This window comes from Providencia sp. PROV109 (genome assembly GCF_033681625.1).
Taxonomy (GTDB): domain Bacteria; phylum Pseudomonadota; class Gammaproteobacteria; order Enterobacterales; family Enterobacteriaceae; genus Providencia; species Providencia hangzhouensis.
Window position 1 is genome coordinate 3,093,489 of the sequence record NZ_CP096320.1, and the last position, 17,119, is coordinate 3,110,607.

Below are 17,119 nucleotides of genomic sequence, written 5' to 3' on the forward strand. Positions count from 1 at the left end.
GTTAATTGCATCACAATTATATTTAATTGACTGATTTAACAGACTAATACTGTTGAATCAGAGGCTGAACTTTATTATCAATCGCTTCCCTTGCCCTAAAAATACGAGAACGTACGGTGCCAACAGGGCAATCCATTATTTCTGCGATTTCTTCATAGCTCAAACCATCTAACTCGCGGAGAGTAATTGCCATTCTAAGATCTTCTGGCAGCGATTCGATGGTCCGGAAAACAACTTTCTTTAATTCATCAGACAACATTAAGTTCTCTGGGTTCGAAATTTCTTTTAAGGCACCAGCGGTTTCAAAGTTTTCTGCATCACTCGCTTCCAAGTCCGACGCAGGTGGGCGTCTATCTTGGGCAACTAAATAATTTTTAGCTGTATTTACCGCAATCCGATAAAGCCAAGTATAAAATGCGCTGTCACCACGAAACGAACCAATGGCGCGATAAGCTTTTATAAATGACTCCTGCGCAACGTCAGGCACATCTGCTTGCGGTACATAGCGGGATACTAAGCTTGCGACTTTATGCTGATATTTTATCACCAATAAGTTGAAAGCTTGTTGATCGCCTTTTTGTACCTTTTCAACCAAAATCTGGTCGGTCAGTTGCTCGCTCATTCCAGGAAGTATCTCCCGAATTCAGGCCGATAATATGTTAACTTGATCATGTTCTCCCTTCCTAAAGCAAGCACTACTTTGAGTAGTAGAACTCGTTGAAGTTCAATTTAATCTAAAAAAATAGTCAAAAATTTACAAAACTGATAAAAAAATTACTGAGACGATCTTAAAGATCCTTATTAAAACAACTGCCTATAATATTCTTTCAGGCCTATAAGACAGCATACAGATTTTAGGCGCGAATGCGATAGCTATCACACTAAAAGCATTTGAATACGTAAATAGCGCTAGGTCAATATACTGTGCATTAACAACCATCCACTAATAGCAATAGGACACTCGATAGGCTAACATAAAAAACTCAATACATACTATTATATACATGCAAACACTTATGAACGAATCCACACAGCATTACACTGATATTTTAATCATTGGGAGTGGTGTCGCAGGACTTTCAGCTGCCTTACGGCTCGCCCCTTTTCATCAAGTGACCATTCTCAGTAAAAGCAGCCTCAGCGAAGGGGCATCATATTATGCACAAGGTGGTATTGCCGCCGTTTTTGATGACACTGACAGCATCGAATCCCATGTAGAAGATACGCTAATTGCTGGTGCAGGTATCTGCCAGAAAGAAGCTGTTGAGTTTATTGCCTCCAATGCGAAACATTGCGTGCAATGGCTTATCGACCAAGGTGTTTTATTCGATACTGAAATTACCGAAAGCGGTGAAACACAGTATCATTTAACCCGTGAAGGTGGCCATAGTCATCGGCGGATCCTCCATCATGCTGATGCCACAGGAAAAGAAGTTGAAACCACGTTAGTTGACCTCGCTTTTGCCCACCCAAGCATTCATATTAAAGAACGCTATAATGCCGTCGACCTTATCCTTTCTAATGAGGCTGAATCGCCACGAATTTTAGGCGCTTACGTATGGAACCGCCAAAAAGAGCAAGTTGAAACCATTCGAGCGAAAACGATTGTTCTAGCAACGGGCGGCGCGGCTAAAGTTTATCAATATACCACGAATCCAGATATTTCTTCTGGTGATGGTATCGCAATGGCGTGGCGGGCTGGCTGCCGTGTTGCTAACCTTGAATTTAATCAATTCCACCCAACGTGTTTATTTCACCCACAAGCACGCAATTTCTTATTAACTGAAGCATTACGTGGTGAGGGGGCTTACCTCAAGCGTCCTGATGGTAGCCGATTTATGCCAGATCACGACGATCGCGGTGAACTTGCTCCTCGCGATGTTGTTGCACGAGCTATTGACCATGAAATGAAACGCCTTGGTGCTGATTGCATGTATTTGGACATTAGCCATAAGCCTAGCGATTTCGTTAAAAACCATTTCCCGACTATTTATGCGAAATTGATGACTTTAGGGTTAGACCTCACTCAAGAGCCCATCCCTATCGTCCCAGCGGCCCATTACACATGCGGTGGTGTAATTGTCGATGAAACGGGTATGACTGATATCACGAATCTCTATGCAATTGGCGAAGTGAGCTACACTGGCTTACATGGTGCAAACCGTATGGCATCCAATTCTCTATTAGAATGCTTGGTATATGGTTGGGCGGCGGCAGAAAATATTAATAAAACGATTAAACAGATCGACGAAATTCCCTATTTATCTGAATGGGATGAAAGCCGAGTGCATAACTCAGATGAACAGGTTGTTATTCAACATAACTGGCATGAATTACGCTTATTTATGTGGGATTACATGGGAATTGTGAGAACCACAAAACGGCTTGAGCGCGCACTGCGTCGCATCCATCTATTGCAGCAAGAAATTCACGACTACTATGCAAATTTCCGCATTTCAAATAACTTACTTGAATTACGTAACCTAGTTCAAGTCGCTGAATTAATGGTTCGTTGTGCATTAGAACGCAAAGAAAGCCGTGGATTACATTACACCTTGGATTACCCAGAACCACTTCCTAATTCAGGCCCCACTATTTTAAAACCTGAATAACATGAGCTAGGGCCGGCCTTTGAGCCGGCTTTAATATTTCACATAAAATGGCTGAATTAGTTTACGAAATTCATCGGTATACTCACCCTTTTCATCTTTGAGTACCAGCGATGTCACTTGTGTTTGTATCTCTTGCAGTTGAATGCCCAATAGCATGCGATGGTAGACCGTTGTAGGTTTATCACTAACATTGACGCGAAAAGCGGTAAACCAACCTGAATTCTCAGCCATCTTCTGTATTTTTTCACCAACTTCATAGGGCAGCACTAAACAAAATAGTCCATGAGATGTAAGACAGGATTTTGCACTTTCGAGTAATACATCATGAGTTAATGTCGCGGTATATCTCGCTTGGTCTCGTTTTTCATCCCGACACGCAACCGCAGGTTCAAAGTAAGGTGGGTTACTCACAATCAAATCATATTGAACCGATGACAACTGGCTGTAACTCACAATGTCTTGATTGATGACATGTAAACGATCCGCCCATGGGGATTCAATAAAATTTTCTTGTGCTTGCACTGCCGCGTCACTATCTAACTCGACGGCATCAACACATAACATTGCATTTCTTTGTGCTAGCATCAATGCTATTAGCCCACTACCGCTACCAATATCCAATACAGACTGAACACCGTCTACAGGAGCCCAAGCCCCCAATAGCACACCATCCGTCCCCACTTTCATCGCACATCGGTCATGAGCCACAAAAAACTGTTTAAACGTAAAACCGCCTTTACGGTAATTCTTTTTTTGCTTACACATGCAAACACTCTAATTGGCTAATACTTGTTCGAACATTCTCATACTAAGCAAATAAAAGTCATAATTTAACCTATTTGCTACAATATAATTCTCATAATATGAGAATTATATTTGAGACGAAAAAAATTTACTGATAAGTTCGAAAAAAAGGAGATGCCATGAACAGTATAAATAGAACCTTAGACATCTTTTCTTACATCACAACTTGCGCATCTCCAGTGACGCCACAGTCTATCTCATCAGCGTTAGAGATCCCATTATCAACCGTCTATCGTTTACTAACAATTCTCATAGATTGGGAATTTGTATCTCACGCAAAACAATATGGAACATACTGTGTTGGCTCGCAGAGTATCAAAAATCAAGAAAAATACTATCACCACAGTTTATTGATGAGCGCGTCTAAACAAGAACTGCAAACTTTAGCGAAAAAAACCCAAGAAACCGTGGCGATTATCACCTCAAATTTACGAGAGACCATTTGTGTCGACATGATTGAGAGTGAACAAGCGCTGCGCTGCTCTTTTATTATTGGCCGGGGCAATACTTTAGTTAAAGGAGCAAGTGCGAAAACATTGTTAGCTTTTCGTCATGAACTCTATCAAAACCAAGTACTTGAAGCTCATACAAAGCAGTTAACCACTGAACAACAAAAAATAAAGCTACAACAAGATTTACAACAGATACGCAAACAAGGTTACGGCATGTCTGTGAGTGAAATCGATGAAGGCGTACTGGGTGTTTCTGCACCGATTTTCAAAGGTAATGATGTGTTAGCTGTCGTTTCAGTTATGGCACCTGAATTTCGCTCTACACATCGCGTGGATGAATTTATCACGCACACCCGCCAAACAGCGCATAACATCACTAAATTAATTAACTTGGAGTAACTATGACACAACCTTTCCAATGGCAAGGGCGCACAGATGGTGAAACACAAGAACATTTGCGCATCCACCAAGTCATTAATAAACACACACCTGCCAAGTTTGCATTAATTGGTTTTGCTTCTGATGAGGGCGTTCGACGCAATAAAGGCCGCCAAGGTGCAAAAGCAGGCCCTGATGCAATTCGTCATCAACTGGCAGGTTTGCCTATTCATCAACCACTTGCAATCAAAGATGTCGGTACAATTCGCTGTGATGATGGCAATTTAGAAGCAGCACAACGCCGTTTATCCGACCAACTTATCGCTCTCCTCGCTGATAACCAAAAACCGATTGTCCTTGGCGGCGGTCATGAAGTTGCATTTGCGAGCTTCCAGGGCCTGTTTGACTACGTTGAACAACATCAAGCGGGTAAAACGATTGGTATTATTAACTTTGATGCACATTTTGATTTGCGTGAAGCCCCTGTCGCCACTTCTGGCACTCCATTTTTACAATCAGCCATGTTGTGCCAGCAACACCAACGCTCTTTCAAATATTTATGTTTAGGCATCGCAGATCATGGCAATACAAAAGTATTATTCGATACCGCAGATACGCTAGGTTGCCAATATATCCGCGATAAAGAACTCGCTTATTCCAAGCTACCTCAAGCGATTGAAAAAATTAAAAAATTTATTGACGAAGTAGACTATTTATATGTCACCGTTGATTTAGATGTATTTTCTGCTGCTATTGCGCCGGGCGTTAGTGCACCAGCACCAAAAGGCATTTCTACTGAAATTTTTGATGAATTGTTTGCCATTATCAAGAGCAGCCAAAAAATTGCGGTTTTTGATATCGCAGAATGTAATCCTGAATTTGATATTGACAACCATACCGCCAAACTCGCGGCTTATTTGATATACCAATATTTATTCTAATAAAACAACACAACAACTCGACTGATAAATACACTGTTTCTCACGCTGTTAAGATTATTAATTTTCAAACACCACAATAAAAATAGCTTTGAAGTTGATTATCAAACTAGCCGTAACACAATAACTTAATGGTTTTTAACTATTGAATTTCGCGTTACAGCTAGGCAGCAAGTGACGTTATCCCTAGGAGCTACAAAAGTATGTGACTAGGGTAACGGAGCGCGGCCAACAACGCTGTAGCGCAATAACTTAATGGTTTTTAGCTATTGAATTTCGCGTTACAGCTAGGCGGCAAGTGACGTTATCCCTAGGAGCTACAAAAGTATGTGACTAGGGTAACGGAGCGCGGCCAACAACGCTGTAGCGCAATAACTTAATGGTTTTTAACTATTGAATTTCGCGTTACAGCTAGGCGGCAAGTGACGTTATCCCTAGGAGCTACAAAAGTATGTGACTAGGGTAACGGAGCGCGGCCAACAACGCTGTAGCGCAATAACTTAATGGTTTTTAACTATTGAATTTCGCGTTACAGCTAGGCGGCAAGTGACGTTATCCCTAGGAGCATACAAAAGTATGTGACTAGGGTAACGGAGCGCGGCCAACAACGCTGTAGCGTGAAAGACAACAGTTAAAAAGGGAAAAATATGATTCTACACCTCGACACACTCTCCACCCTCTTCCTAACGGTGATCTGCTTACTCATGGGGATCCACTTAAAGAAACGTATCGAATGGCTACAGCGCTTTTGTATCCCTTCTCCCGTCATTGGCGGCTTTCTGGTTAGTTTGATTATTTGGGGGCTCAAATCATTTAATCTGGCCGAAATCAATTTTGATACCAGTTTACAAACCTTCTTAATGGTCGCTTTCTTTACCACTATTGGTATTGACGGCAGCTTCCGTATTTTAAAAAGTGGTGGTCGGTTACTCTTTATCTACCTGTTTATCTGCTGGTTTGTGGTTATTTTCCAAGACACCTTTGGTGCAGGCCTTGCTCATTTACTCGGTGTTGATCCCGTTATTGGTATCATGGCTGGTGGCGTTTCTCTTACTGGGGGACATGGTGGTGCAGCAGCCTTTGGTGGCATGGCTGAGGGCCTTGGCGTGCAATCCGCAACGGTTGCCGCAATTGCCGCAGCAACATTCGGCCTAATTACAGGAAGTTTACTTGGTGGTCCGATTGCAACGTTCTTAATTAAGAAATTTAACGTGCAGATTAAAGCTGATGAAAATGTTGAGCGAGTTCAAGTTCCTGAAACCATTGCTGGAAAAATTGAATCCATCGATGCTCACGCCTTTTTAAAAATGCTAGCACTTGTTCTTGGAATTATGGTTATTGGTCAATTCGCTTCAGCGCAATTTACCAAAGCAACCGGGTTTTCTTTGCCGAGCTATGTTGGAGCAATGATCATTGCGATTGTTATTCGCAATATTAATGACCAAGTAGAATTATTCCGTATTAACCAAAAGTCGGTTGACCTTATCTCTGAAGTTTCGCTTGGCCTATTTTTGACTATGGCGATGATGTCATTGAAAATATGGGAGCTAAAAGCTGTTGCTTTGCCATTATTCACCATTCTATTGGCGCAAGTGATTATTTTAATTCTATTAGTTGTCTTTGTCATTTTCCGCTTATTAGGCAAAAACTACGATGCCGCAGTAATGTGTGCAGGCCTAATGGGGCACGGCTTAGGTGCGACGCCAAATGCAATGGCGAATATGTCCTCTGTTTGTGAACGTTACAAACAAGTGTCAATGAAAGCTTTCATGATTGTGCCACTCAGTGGTGCCGTGCTCATTGACTTAGTTGGTATTCCTTATCATACATGGTTAATTAATATACTTGGCTAAGTTAGATAAGCATGAAGGAGGAAAAGCTCTTTCCTCCTTCAATTATTTATCTTCTCTATATTTCACTCACATACATTGATATATCGCTCCCTGTCCACAGTGAAAACAGTTACACTTGAGCAAAGCTGATTTTTTCAGGTGAACAATTTTGCTAACCTGTTTATAATCAGCGCCCCAAATAGAGGTATATCATGACTGCATCCACTTTTACTGAACTTGAACTTGATGAAAGCCTAATTGATGCGCTTTCAGATAAAGACTATCAACGTCCAACCGCGATTCAAGCGGCAGCTATTCCTGCTGCAATGGATGGCCGCGATGTATTAGGTTCAGCCCCGACAGGTACAGGTAAAACCGCCGCGTTTTTACTACCTGCGATCCAACATTTACTTGATTTCCCTAGAAAGAAATCAGGGCCACCTCGCGTTCTAGTTGTCACGCCAACTCGTGAATTAGCCATGCAGGTTGCTGACCAAGCAAAAGAATTATGTGCCCATAATCACCTCGATATTGCAACAATCACGGGTGGTGTTGCTTATATGAATCACGCTGAAGTGTTCAGCGAAAATCAAGACATTGTCGTCGCAACAACAGGCCGTCTACTCCAATATATTAAAGAAGAAAACTTTGACTGCCGAGCAGTTGAGATTTTGATCCTCGACGAAGCTGACCGCATGCTCGACATGGGTTTTGCCAATGACATAGAAACAATTGCAGGCGAAACGCGCTGGCGCAAGCAGACCATGCTGTTTTCTGCAACTCTTGAAGGCGAAGCTATTCGTGACTTTGCTGAGCGCTTATTAGAAGACCCAATTGAAATTGACGCCGACCCTTCACGCCGTGAACGTAAAAAAATTCAGCAATTTCATTACCGTGCTGACACACTAGAGCATAAAACGGCATTACTGTGCCATTTGTTAAAACAAGATGAAGTCACCAAAGCTATCGTCTTTGTGCGTAAGCGTGAGCGTTTGCGCGAATTAGTCCAATGGTTACGTGAAGCGGGTATCGAACCTTGTTATCTTGAAGGTGAAATGCCGCAGGCTAAGCGTAATGAAGCTGTACGTCGCCTAGTTGATGGCCAAGTTAAAGTACTCGTTGCAACAGATGTTGCTTCCCGTGGCTTAGATATCGAAAACGTTAGCCATGTTTTTAACTTTGACTTACCTAGAACTGCAGATGTGTATTTGCACCGTATTGGCCGTACCGGCCGAGCTGGACGTAAAGGAACCGCAATTTCCTTAGTCGAAGCGCATGACTTCCCATTATTGGGTAAAATTACTCGTTATATTGAAGAACCTATCAAAATTCGTGTGGTTGATTCTTTACGTCCAACAACTAAAGCCCCTTCAGAAGCGATGCTAAATAAGCCAAAACCGTCGAAGAAAGTGCTTGCTAAGCGTAAAGAAAAGAAAAAAGAAGAACAAGCTAAGAAAAAAGAAAAAGTACGCCATCGCGATAAGAAAAATATTGGTAAACGTCGTACTCCTGCTAGCCCTTCTATACCAACAGCTAGCGATAAAAGCTAGTCACTAAAAACGGGTTTAGGCCCGTTTTTTATTTAGCCCATCATTTGAAAAACTTTATCTCGCATTTGTTTGCCTTCATGAGTTAGCAAATCATACTTAATAATATGGCTACCAAGTATATCCTTACAATCTAAGCCTTTATTATTTTTAATTCGCCAATCGGCTCCATTTTCCAATAGTAATGTAGCAACATCAAGTGCATGGCTATTTAACGCATCATGTAAAGGTGTGTTCCCCAAACTATCCTTAATATTCACTGTTAATCCATTTTTTAATAAAAGTTGCGATTGTATAAGACGGCCATTTTGCGCAGCTAAATGCAAAATACTTTTTTGGCCTCTGGATTGAAACATTTTAATTGTTTGACCATATTGAGATTCCATTAGGGCTGCCATAAATTGCCCATTAACTGTTCTGACTGATTGTTGTGCCAATAAACTAATGTCACAAGGTTTGTGGTCTAATGATAAAAGTGCTGAAAACTCCGTTATATTTCCTTTTTTGATAGCACTTTCACAACATTCCTGCCAACTCATTTCCTGTTTTTCTTCTTTAGTTGGAAATATTTCTAGTGGTATTTCTTGTACTTTATTATATTCACCTGTGATTGCATTCCAATTATTCCATGGCTTATGTTTGCACATAACCCTAATAATTTTAAGCATTGAATGAGCAATAAAACTTCTTGTTAATAAACGGGTGGGTAACCAATTTTTCCAAGAGCTATGTTCGCTATAAGCCATTTTAATACAATTTCCCAACGCAGAAGGGATCGGTAAAGAGTTTTGTAATCCATCGAGCCAATCATATTGCACCGTGTAATAACGTATCAACCCTTCTTGTGCCATTTTTTCAGCAACGTGATAATCAATCCCAATATTATTAATAGTATTTTTTGCCAGCCCTGCAGGACTGAATGCGATACAGGGTGATTGACTCGCTAACGCCGCTATTGATGCCAATCCTCCACCTAATGAGTGCCCTGTACAAATTGTGTTTCCATTAACTGCATTGAATAAAACATTCATCAAACCAACAGCTTGAAAATATTGAGACTCATAAAAACCAAGGCCTTGACGAATATTACTGTAAAAATCGATAATATCGTTAGTACCAGCAAAACAAAGAATATATAAATCATTAAATCGACAGATATTAGCTTGAAAACCTGTTTGCTCGTCGTTTAATAGTTCCGCATTAATTCCGAGATCAAAAATCTCTTTATTACTTAATCTTTCAACACCCTGAATATTCCGCCAATTTTTATGATAAGCACCTTGCGCTAATAGAGCCAAAATATAGTCATTTTGTTGTGCATGACCTCCTAAGAAGTCTTCTCTTAATATCTCTTTAGGCCATAAATCTGTTATACAAGGTTTAATTTCTTGATGTTGGTGCTGCAAATAAATATTTAAGTTTTCTCTAACAAAAATATATTCATCTTTTTTTGATAATGTTTGTAGTGTTGGTAGTGACATGAATTCTCCCTAACAAGTGTATTTGTTGGAAGAATATTGAAATACAAATAACCAAGGTGGGAAATAATCAACTTTATTAGGAACAAATAAAAAGCCATTGGTAACAATGGCTTTAGAATTTATTATGCATTACTAGATGTAATTACATTTAATATTTATTACAAGCTTTCAGTGAAAGTACGAGTAATAACATCACGTTGTTGTTCAGGCGTTAATGAATTAAAACGCACTGCATAACCAGAAACACGGATTGTTAATTGTGGATATTTTTCTGGGTTTTTAACTGCATCTTCTAATGTTTCACGACTTAATACGTTAACATTTAAGTGCTGACCACCTTCAACACGTACAGTTGGTTTCATTTCTAAAGGAACTTCACGATACTCAAAAGCACCTAATTCGTCTTTAGCAACGATTTGCCCTTCGTTATAATCGGCTTTCGCACAAACACAACGAGCTTCATTTTTTTCGTCATCCAGTAACCAAAACGAATTCATCAATGCTGCATTATCAGTTTTAGTAATTTGAATACCTGTAATCATGTCGACCTCCACGTTCGAGCTAGATTGCATTCGATTTGCTTAATAAATCGAAGCTACATTAACCATCAATCTTATGAAAACTTGTAATTGGATATTTGGTCTAACCAATGTATATAGGTATTTTATACCAGCTAGATCCCCTATTTTCTTTGATATTTATCAATTATTCCGCTTAGTAACTAATTCGACCAACCCAACATTATGATTTAAATCAAAATTCATAATTCACTTTTTTAACTATTTTTATATATTTTCAATTTTTTTTAAAGATTAATACTCAATATCAGGGCTTTATCTCTCCCTCATGAACCAGTAAGCTTATAGCTATCAACTGGTTCATATAATTGTTCCTTCTTAAATTCATTGTTATGGAATATTTCATGTCAAACTCCATTACGTGGCACGATGTTATTGGCCCTGAAAAATCAAAACCTTATTTCAAAGAAACGTTGGCTTATGTAGCAGAACAACGCAAAAATGGTAAAATTATCTATCCTGCTCAAGACGACGTTTTTAATGCATTTAGGTATACCGAGCTTTCTGATATTAAAGTTGTTATCCTTGGGCAAGACCCTTACCATGGGCCAGGGCAAGCTCACGGCCTCTCTTTTTCCGTACTCCCAGGAATTAAGCCACCACCATCATTAGTCAATATGTATAAAGAGCTAGAAAAAGATATTAGTGGCTTTCAAAAACCTAATCATGGGTACTTGCTCAGTTGGGCTCAACAAGGTGTTTTACTCCTTAACACCGTCCTCACCGTCGAGCAAGGCAATGCCCATTCCCATGCACATTTAGGTTGGGAAACATTTACAGATAAAGTTATTGAAGCAATTAATGAAAATACCGAGGGCGTGATCTTTTTACTCTGGGGCTCTCATGCCCAGAAAAAAGGTAAAATTATTGATACTAAACGCCATCATGTTCTGAAAGCCCCACATCCCTCCCCACTTTCTGCTCATCGCGGGTTTTTAGGTTGTGGGCATTTTTCACAAACAAATGAAATTTTAGCTCAGCAAGGCAAAAAACCTATAGATTGGACACCTGTAATTAGCGAATAATTTCAAATTGCGGACAAGAAAAAATGGGATACTCACGTATCCCATTTCATCGATTATTTAGACACAATAACCATTGCAGGTCTGAGTAAACGGTTATTTAACGTGTACCCTTTTTGCATCACATCAATCACATGATTAGCTTGGTGATCAGGTGACTCAATCATCGTCATCGCTTGGTGAACTTCAGGGTTGAATGGCACATTCACTTCACTGACAGGCTCAATACCGAACTTAGCCACTGCATCTAAAAAGGTTTTTAACGTTAAATTTAAACCTTCTAACATCGCTTTAGACTCTTCACTTTCGTGATCAGCAGCTTCTATTGCACGTTCCAAGTTATCAATCACTGGCAATAATTCATTTGAGAATTTTTCCAGTGCAAATTTATGTGCCTTTTCGATATCTTGCTCAGTCCTACGACGAATATTTTCAATTTCTGCGTGTGCACGTAACATCGCTTCACGTTCAGTTTTTTGTGAAGCTTCTAACTGTTGCTCAAGCTCAGCAATACGCGCGGCTAACGCTTGTTCGTCTGCTTGTAACTCATCAGCTTGTTGAACGCTGGCTTCTTGCTCAGCTTGAACTTTTTGTGATTCATTTTGTTCAAAAGCTTGCTCATCATGCATGTTTTGGTCTTTACTACTCATGAATATCTCCGCGTATTTAGCATTAATCCCATATATGAGAGTATTATGGGGATCTAATACAGGGATTCAAGGGAAGTCATACAATCAGAGGCCAAAAAAGTATGCGAAAGGACAATAATACAGCACTACCACATTTTAAAACGATAGGCATTGTCGGGCACCCTAGGCATCCTGAAGCATTGGCAACTCATGAATTAATATACCATTGGTTAATTTCAAAAAATTATCATGCCATTATCGATAAACAAGTTGCTAAAGATTTAAAATTAGATAATGCCAACACTGGTACATTAACTGAAATAGGCCAACAGGCTGATTTAGTTGTCGTCGTTGGCGGGGATGGCAATATGCTTGGCGCTGCTCGTATTTTATCCCGGTATAATAATAAAGTGATCGGTGTAAATCGTGGTAATCTCGGTTTTCTTACTGATTTAGACCCTGATAATGCATTGCAACAACTTTCAAGTGTTCTTGAAGGAAAATACCGCGAAGAAAGACGTTTTTTACTAGAAGCACAAGTCATTAAAGCTAACCAAAAAGCACGTAAAAGCACCGCAATTAATGAGATTGTTCTGCACCCAGGCAAAGTTGCGCATATGATCGAATTCGAGGTTTACATTGATGAAAAATTTGCCTTTTCTCAACGTTCTGATGGTTTGATTATCGCCACACCAACAGGTTCTACAGCTTATTCTCTTTCCGCAGGTGGCCCTATTTTAACCCCAAACTTGGATGCTATTGTATTAGTTCCAATGTTTCCACATACCTTATCCTCCAGACCACTGGTGATTAGCAGCAACAGCAGTATTCGGTTGAAGTTTTTACGAACAAATATTGATTATGAAGTCAGCTGTGACAGCCAAATTATGCTCCCTATTCAGGATGGAGAGGAAGTTATTGTTAAACGTAGTAATAAAAATCTTAATTTAGTTCATCCACAAGATTACAATTATTTCAATACATTAAGTTCAAAATTAGGCTGGGCTAAAAAAACTTTTTAATTTTTTCATTCTGCCTCTTTACTGTATAAAAAAACAGTCATACACTGTATTAAAACACAGGTGTGTATTTTTACAGGAGAGCGTAGATGCTTACCCAACTAACAATCAATAATTTTGCAATCGTACGTGAATTAGAAATTGATTTCCGTAATGGTATGACAGCCATAACCGGTGAAACAGGTGCGGGTAAGTCCATTGCTATTGATGCTCTTGGCCTATGTTTAGGTAATCGGGGTGAAGCCAATATGGTACGCCCTGGTGCACTGCGTGCTGATCTTTGTGCCCGTTTTTCCTTAGTTGATGCTGAGATGGCTGCTAATTGGCTTATTGAGCACCAACTTGATAACCAAAATGAGTGCTTATTACGTCGGACTATCTCTCCTGACGGCCGTTCCCGAGGTTTTATTAACGGCGTTTCTGTACCTTTATCACAACTTAGAGAACTCGGTACATTACTGATCCAAATTCATGGCCAGCACGCGCACCAACTCTTGCTAGATAACACTCATCAAAAGTCCCTGCTTGATGCCTATTCAAACCAGCAAGAACTACTTGCTCAAATGAAAAAAGCATGGAAAACATGGCACGACTCCTGCCAACAATTAGCCGTATTTCAAAAAGAGATGCAAGAGCGTGAATCTCGACAACAGTTGCTGGAATATCATCTAAAAGAACTGAACGAATTCCTTCCTGTTCAAGGAGAATTTGAAGAGATAGACCAAGAATATAAACAACTCGCTAATCATGGGCAATTTTTATCTATTGGTCAAACAACCACGCACATACTATCTGAAAATGATGATGCGAACGTCATTAGTTTATTAAATATGGCAAAAAATGAATTGACTGATCTCGTTGCTCTCAATCCGAAATTTTCAGAACTTCTCGATATGCTTGAAGAAGCATCAATACAAGTCAGTGAAGTCAGTGATGAAATAAAACATTATTGCGATCAATACGAACTTGATCCCAACCGTTTATTTGAACTTGAGCAACGTATCTCTAAACAAATTAGCTTAGCTCGAAAACATCATGTTAGCCCCGAGGCACTACCTGAACTATTTCAACAGTTATTGACTGAGCAAGAACAAATTGCTAATCAAAACGAAGATTGTGAAACTTTAAACGAGCAAGTTACTATCGATCATCAAAAAGCATTAGCTTGTGCAGAGCGTTTACACCATGTGCGACTGCATTATGCCCAAGAGTTAAGCACACTAATTACCAACAGTATGCATCAACTTTCAATGCCTCATGGTCTGTTTACTATTGATGTGAAATTTATACCAGAACAATTGCAGGTTGATGGTGCATGTAAGATAGAATTCAATGTTACAACGAACCCAGGTCAGCCACATCAGGCGCTCGCTAAAGTTGCTTCAGGTGGTGAACTATCGCGTATCGCACTAGCTATTCAAGTTATTACCGCTAAGAAAATGGATACTCCAGCGTTAATTTTTGATGAGGTCGATGTGGGTATTAGCGGACCAACAGCCGCTATTGTTGGTAAGTTATTACGTGAGTTAGGTGAATCAACTCAAGTCATGTGTGTAACGCATTTACCTCAAGTTGCAGGTTGTGGACATCATCATTTTTATGTAAGCAAAGAAACTAATGGCGTTGAAACTGAAACTCATATGCAGCTATTAGATAAAAAATCTAGATTACAAGAGCTTGCGCGCCTTTTGGCAGGTTCAGAAGTCACCAAAAATACACTAGCCAACGCAAAAGAGTTACTTGCAGCATAATTTTTGACAACTTTTTTACGCTCATGTGGTCTTAGAGTCGATAAGGAAGGTTTTAAATTGTATCAATGTCGATTATCATTGATGTTCTGACTCCAAAAGGAATGAGATATCCATGCGTTATAAATTGTTAACTGCTGCCGCACTATCACTCGCATTAATGTCTACGGGCTGTTCAATGATGGAACGTCTTGTCTATCACCCGGACATTAACCAAGGTAATTACCTCACAGCGAAAGATGTTGCTAAGATCCAAAAAGGAATGACACAGCAACAGGTCGCTTATACTTTGGGCACGCCAATGTTATCTGACCCGTTTGGTACTCAGACTTGGTATTATGTTTTCCGCCAAGAACTAGGGCATGACCCAGTTCAGCAAGAAACTTTGACTCTGATTTTTGATCGCAATGGTATTCTTACTGACATCAAAAACGAGAAAAATCTTGCCGCGCAGGAATCAATGGAAGCTGCTGAAACAAAAGCATCAGAAACTAAAACAGCTGACTAACCACAAACACTAAGAACCACCTAGTGTGATAGTAACAACCTGTTTTATGAAGGACTTATTCAGGCGGGTTGTTATTATGAGTATCTTTATTAAAAATTTATTTAGACTCAACTTGTATAAATAAATTTAAAGACAAAAACCGAGCTTTGCTCGGTTCGCTACGTATAATCGGTTTACTTATTTTTAACTTCTTTAGACTTTTCCGCTCGTTTGCGACGTAATTCTTTTGGGTCTGCAATCAAAGGTCGATAAATCTCAACACGATCCCCATCTTGCACTAAATCTGTCAATTTAGCAGGGCGACTATAAATACCAATCTTATTTTTTTTAAGATCAATATCATCTCTAAGAGCTAAAATACCAGAAGCTAGTATTGCTTCTTCTATTGTCGCCCCCTCTTTCACTTTTACTGATAGCAAAAATTGCTTTTCAGGAAGCGCATATGTCACTTCAATATTCAGCTCAGACACTGTATACATCCTTTGCTCTTAAAGTGAAGGCTTGAACCATATTATTAGCTAATTCCTTAAAAATTTTGCCAAATGCAAGTTCTATCAATTTATTTGTAAATTCAAAATCAAGGTGAAACTCGATTTTACAAGCATCAGGGCTTAAAGGAATAAATTTCCAACCACCAGCTAATTTACTAAATGGCCCTTCCACAAGTTGCATATGAATGCACTTGTTATCCTCTAGCACATTTTTTGTGACAAAAGTTTTGCTAATGCCTGCTTTTGACACTTCAACAGAAGCGGTCATTTCTTCAGAACTATGACTAATAATTCGGCTACCTACACACCCCGGCAAAAAGCTCGGATATGAAATAACGTCATTAACGAGTTTATACATTTGTTCTGCGCTAAAAGGGACCAACGCAGAGCGACTAATCTGTGGCATATCAATTCCTATCCCCAAAAACTGAGCGTATAATACCATCTTTGATTGGTTAAACAAAAAACAAAACCCACATAGGGCAAGATTTGCACAATCAAAAAAATATCAGCTTAGAAAGATTTCTTTCAACTCAGCTTACAGTATAATGATTGCACTATGACAAAGAAAAAACCATATAAACCCGGTTCAGCAACAATTGCTATGAACAAGCGTGCTCGCCACGAATATTCTATCGAAGAGGAGTTCGAGGCGGGTCTATCCCTGCAAGGTTGGGAAGTCAAATCACTCCGTGCGGGCAAAGCCAACATTGGAGATAGCTACGTTCTTTTAAGGGACGGCGAAGCTTATTTATTCGGTGCAAACTTCACACCGCTGACTGTTGCATCATCGCACGTTGTGTGCGACCCAACTCGTAGCCGAAAATTACTTTTAAATCAACGTGAATTAGATACACTCTACGGTAAAGTTAACCGCGAAGGTTATACCGTTATTGCACTTTCTCTCTACTGGAAAAATGCATGGTGTAAAGTTAAAATCGGCGTTGCCAGAGGTAAAAAATCTCACGATAAGCGTTCTGATATTAAAGAACGTGAATGGCAACTCGATAAAGCACGTATAATGAAACATTCTAATCGCTAACCTCTAGCTTTATAGAGTATTTTTCTGTTATACTGCGC

Annotated in this window: 17 protein-coding genes; 10 read left to right on the forward strand and 7 right to left on the reverse strand. The window is 39.7% G+C overall.

Features of this window, described 5'->3' with window-relative positions; all coding sequences use genetic code 11:
• Nucleotides 1-43: 43 nt before the first annotated feature.
• The gene (gene rpoE, locus M1F25_RS14265) at nucleotides 44-622 is read right to left on the reverse strand and encodes an RNA polymerase sigma factor RpoE (RefSeq protein ID WP_004264984.1); all 579 of its coding nucleotides are present in this window, start codon (nucleotides 620-622) and stop codon (nucleotides 44-46) included.
• A gap of 394 nt (nucleotides 623-1,016) precedes the next feature.
• Between rpoE and nadB the strand changes: the two genes are divergently transcribed.
• Nucleotides 1,017-2,612, forward strand: a complete 1,596-nt coding sequence (gene nadB / locus M1F25_RS14270) for an L-aspartate oxidase (protein WP_164455436.1) — start codon at nucleotides 1,017-1,019, stop codon at nucleotides 2,610-2,612.
• Nucleotides 2,613-2,642: 30 nt separating this feature from the next.
• On the opposite strand, the gene trmN is transcribed toward nadB, so the two are convergent.
• Nucleotides 2,643-3,377: a tRNA(1)(Val) (adenine(37)-N(6))-methyltransferase TrmN gene (gene trmN, locus M1F25_RS14275; RefSeq protein WP_181488180.1), complete on the reverse strand. Its 735-nt coding sequence runs from the start codon at nucleotides 3,375-3,377 to the stop codon at nucleotides 2,643-2,645.
• Between the two features lie 158 nt (nucleotides 3,378-3,535).
• Here trmN and M1F25_RS14280 point away from each other — a divergent pair, with 158 nt between their 5' ends.
• The 4 genes from M1F25_RS14280 to srmB all read left to right on the forward strand — a co-directional run bounded on the left by M1F25_RS14280 (nucleotide 3,536) and on the right by srmB (nucleotide 8,566).
• On the forward strand, nucleotides 3,536-4,267 hold the full coding sequence (locus tag M1F25_RS14280; RefSeq protein ID WP_181488182.1) for an IclR family transcriptional regulator: 732 nt from the start codon (nucleotides 3,536-3,538) through the stop codon (nucleotides 4,265-4,267).
• 2 nt (nucleotides 4,268-4,269) lie between these two features.
• Entirely contained in the window at nucleotides 4,270-5,187 is a 918-nt protein-coding gene (hutG, locus tag M1F25_RS14285; RefSeq protein ID WP_112308258.1) for a formimidoylglutamase, read from the forward strand.
• 644 nt (nucleotides 5,188-5,831) lie between these two features.
• Entirely contained in the window at nucleotides 5,832-7,037 is a 1,206-nt protein-coding gene (gene gltS, locus M1F25_RS14290) for a sodium/glutamate symporter (RefSeq protein WP_181488184.1), read from the forward strand.
• A gap of 191 nt (nucleotides 7,038-7,228) precedes the next feature.
• Entirely contained in the window at nucleotides 7,229-8,566 is a 1,338-nt protein-coding gene (gene srmB, locus M1F25_RS14295; protein ID WP_181488186.1) for an ATP-dependent RNA helicase SrmB, read from the forward strand.
• Nucleotides 8,567-8,598: 32 nt separating this feature from the next.
• Here the strand turns inward: srmB and M1F25_RS14300 are convergent, their stop codons facing one another.
• Both M1F25_RS14300 and grcA read right to left on the reverse strand, forming a co-directional pair.
• The gene (locus M1F25_RS14300; protein WP_112308257.1) at nucleotides 8,599-10,044 is read right to left on the reverse strand and encodes an ankyrin repeat domain-containing protein; all 1,446 of its coding nucleotides are present in this window, start codon (nucleotides 10,042-10,044) and stop codon (nucleotides 8,599-8,601) included.
• A gap of 158 nt (nucleotides 10,045-10,202) precedes the next feature.
• Complete coding sequence (gene grcA, locus M1F25_RS14305) at nucleotides 10,203-10,586, reverse strand: autonomous glycyl radical cofactor GrcA (RefSeq protein ID WP_036959024.1); 384 nt, start codon at nucleotides 10,584-10,586, stop codon at nucleotides 10,203-10,205.
• A gap of 380 nt (nucleotides 10,587-10,966) precedes the next feature.
• Here grcA and ung point away from each other — a divergent pair, with 380 nt between their 5' ends.
• Complete coding sequence (ung, locus tag M1F25_RS14310; protein WP_181488188.1) at nucleotides 10,967-11,647, forward strand: uracil-DNA glycosylase; 681 nt, start codon at nucleotides 10,967-10,969, stop codon at nucleotides 11,645-11,647.
• Between the two features lie 53 nt (nucleotides 11,648-11,700).
• On the opposite strand, the gene grpE is transcribed toward ung, so the two are convergent.
• Nucleotides 11,701-12,294: a nucleotide exchange factor GrpE gene (grpE, locus tag M1F25_RS14315; protein WP_004264998.1), complete on the reverse strand. Its 594-nt coding sequence runs from the start codon at nucleotides 12,292-12,294 to the stop codon at nucleotides 11,701-11,703.
• A gap of 101 nt (nucleotides 12,295-12,395) precedes the next feature.
• Between grpE and nadK the strand changes: the two genes are divergently transcribed.
• The 3 genes from nadK (at nucleotide 12,396) to bamE (ending at nucleotide 15,548) form a co-directional block, all read left to right on the forward strand.
• Entirely contained in the window at nucleotides 12,396-13,295 is a 900-nt protein-coding gene (gene nadK, locus M1F25_RS14320; RefSeq protein ID WP_094961682.1) for an NAD(+) kinase, read from the forward strand.
• 86 nt (nucleotides 13,296-13,381) lie between these two features.
• The gene (recN, locus tag M1F25_RS14325; protein ID WP_112308256.1) at nucleotides 13,382-15,043 is read left to right on the forward strand and encodes a DNA repair protein RecN; all 1,662 of its coding nucleotides are present in this window, start codon (nucleotides 13,382-13,384) and stop codon (nucleotides 15,041-15,043) included.
• Between the two features lie 112 nt (nucleotides 15,044-15,155).
• The gene (gene bamE / locus M1F25_RS14330; protein WP_004265001.1) at nucleotides 15,156-15,548 is read left to right on the forward strand and encodes an outer membrane protein assembly factor BamE; all 393 of its coding nucleotides are present in this window, start codon (nucleotides 15,156-15,158) and stop codon (nucleotides 15,546-15,548) included.
• A 173-nt stretch (nucleotides 15,549-15,721) separates the two neighbouring features.
• Here the strand turns inward: bamE and M1F25_RS14335 are convergent, their stop codons facing one another.
• Together M1F25_RS14335 and M1F25_RS14340 are read right to left on the reverse strand one after the other, a co-directional pair.
• Nucleotides 15,722-16,027: an RnfH family protein gene (locus tag M1F25_RS14335; RefSeq protein WP_004265002.1), complete on the reverse strand. Its 306-nt coding sequence runs from the start codon at nucleotides 16,025-16,027 to the stop codon at nucleotides 15,722-15,724.
• A complete protein-coding gene (locus M1F25_RS14340) occupies nucleotides 16,011-16,445 on the reverse strand; it encodes a type II toxin-antitoxin system RatA family toxin (protein ID WP_036959027.1) in 435 nt (144 codons plus the stop codon). Before M1F25_RS14340 ends, M1F25_RS14335 begins: the two co-directional genes overlap by 17 nt.
• Before the next feature lie 153 nt (nucleotides 16,446-16,598).
• Here M1F25_RS14340 and smpB point away from each other — a divergent pair, with 153 nt between their 5' ends.
• Nucleotides 16,599-17,081 (forward strand): SsrA-binding protein SmpB, encoded by a 483-nt coding sequence (smpB, locus tag M1F25_RS14345; RefSeq protein ID WP_004265004.1) that lies wholly within the window; start codon nucleotides 16,599-16,601, stop codon nucleotides 17,079-17,081.
• Nucleotides 17,082-17,119: the final 38 nt, after the last annotated feature.

Bases quoted from the DNA above. Each gene is read 5' to 3' on its own strand.
- rpoE (WP_004264984.1), bottom strand. From the start codon at position 622: ATGAGCGAGCAACTGACCGACCAGATTTTGGTTGAAAAGGTACAAAAA.
- nadB (WP_164455436.1), top strand. From the start codon at position 1,017: ATGAACGAATCCACACAGCATTACACTGATATTTTAATCATTGGGAGT.
- trmN (WP_181488180.1), bottom strand. From the start codon at position 3,377: ATGTGTAAGCAAAAAAAGAATTACCGTAAAGGCGGTTTTACGTTTAAA.
- M1F25_RS14280 (WP_181488182.1), top strand. From the start codon at position 3,536: ATGAACAGTATAAATAGAACCTTAGACATCTTTTCTTACATCACAACT.
- hutG (WP_112308258.1), top strand. From the start codon at position 4,270: ATGACACAACCTTTCCAATGGCAAGGGCGCACAGATGGTGAAACACAA.
- gltS (WP_181488184.1), top strand. From the start codon at position 5,832: ATGATTCTACACCTCGACACACTCTCCACCCTCTTCCTAACGGTGATC.
- srmB (WP_181488186.1), top strand. From the start codon at position 7,229: ATGACTGCATCCACTTTTACTGAACTTGAACTTGATGAAAGCCTAATT.
- M1F25_RS14300 (WP_112308257.1), bottom strand. From the start codon at position 10,044: ATGTCACTACCAACACTACAAACATTATCAAAAAAAGATGAATATATT.
- grcA (WP_036959024.1), bottom strand. From the start codon at position 10,586: ATGATTACAGGTATTCAAATTACTAAAACTGATAATGCAGCATTGATG.
- ung (WP_181488188.1), top strand. From the start codon at position 10,967: ATGTCAAACTCCATTACGTGGCACGATGTTATTGGCCCTGAAAAATCA.
- grpE (WP_004264998.1), bottom strand. From the start codon at position 12,294: ATGAGTAGTAAAGACCAAAACATGCATGATGAGCAAGCTTTTGAACAA.
- nadK (WP_094961682.1), top strand. From the start codon at position 12,396: ATGCGAAAGGACAATAATACAGCACTACCACATTTTAAAACGATAGGC.
- recN (WP_112308256.1), top strand. From the start codon at position 13,382: ATGCTTACCCAACTAACAATCAATAATTTTGCAATCGTACGTGAATTA.
- bamE (WP_004265001.1), top strand. From the start codon at position 15,156: ATGCGTTATAAATTGTTAACTGCTGCCGCACTATCACTCGCATTAATG.
- M1F25_RS14335 (WP_004265002.1), bottom strand. From the start codon at position 16,027: ATGTATACAGTGTCTGAGCTGAATATTGAAGTGACATATGCGCTTCCT.
- M1F25_RS14340 (WP_036959027.1), bottom strand. From the start codon at position 16,445: ATGCCACAGATTAGTCGCTCTGCGTTGGTCCCTTTTAGCGCAGAACAA.
- smpB (WP_004265004.1), top strand. From the start codon at position 16,599: ATGACAAAGAAAAAACCATATAAACCCGGTTCAGCAACAATTGCTATG.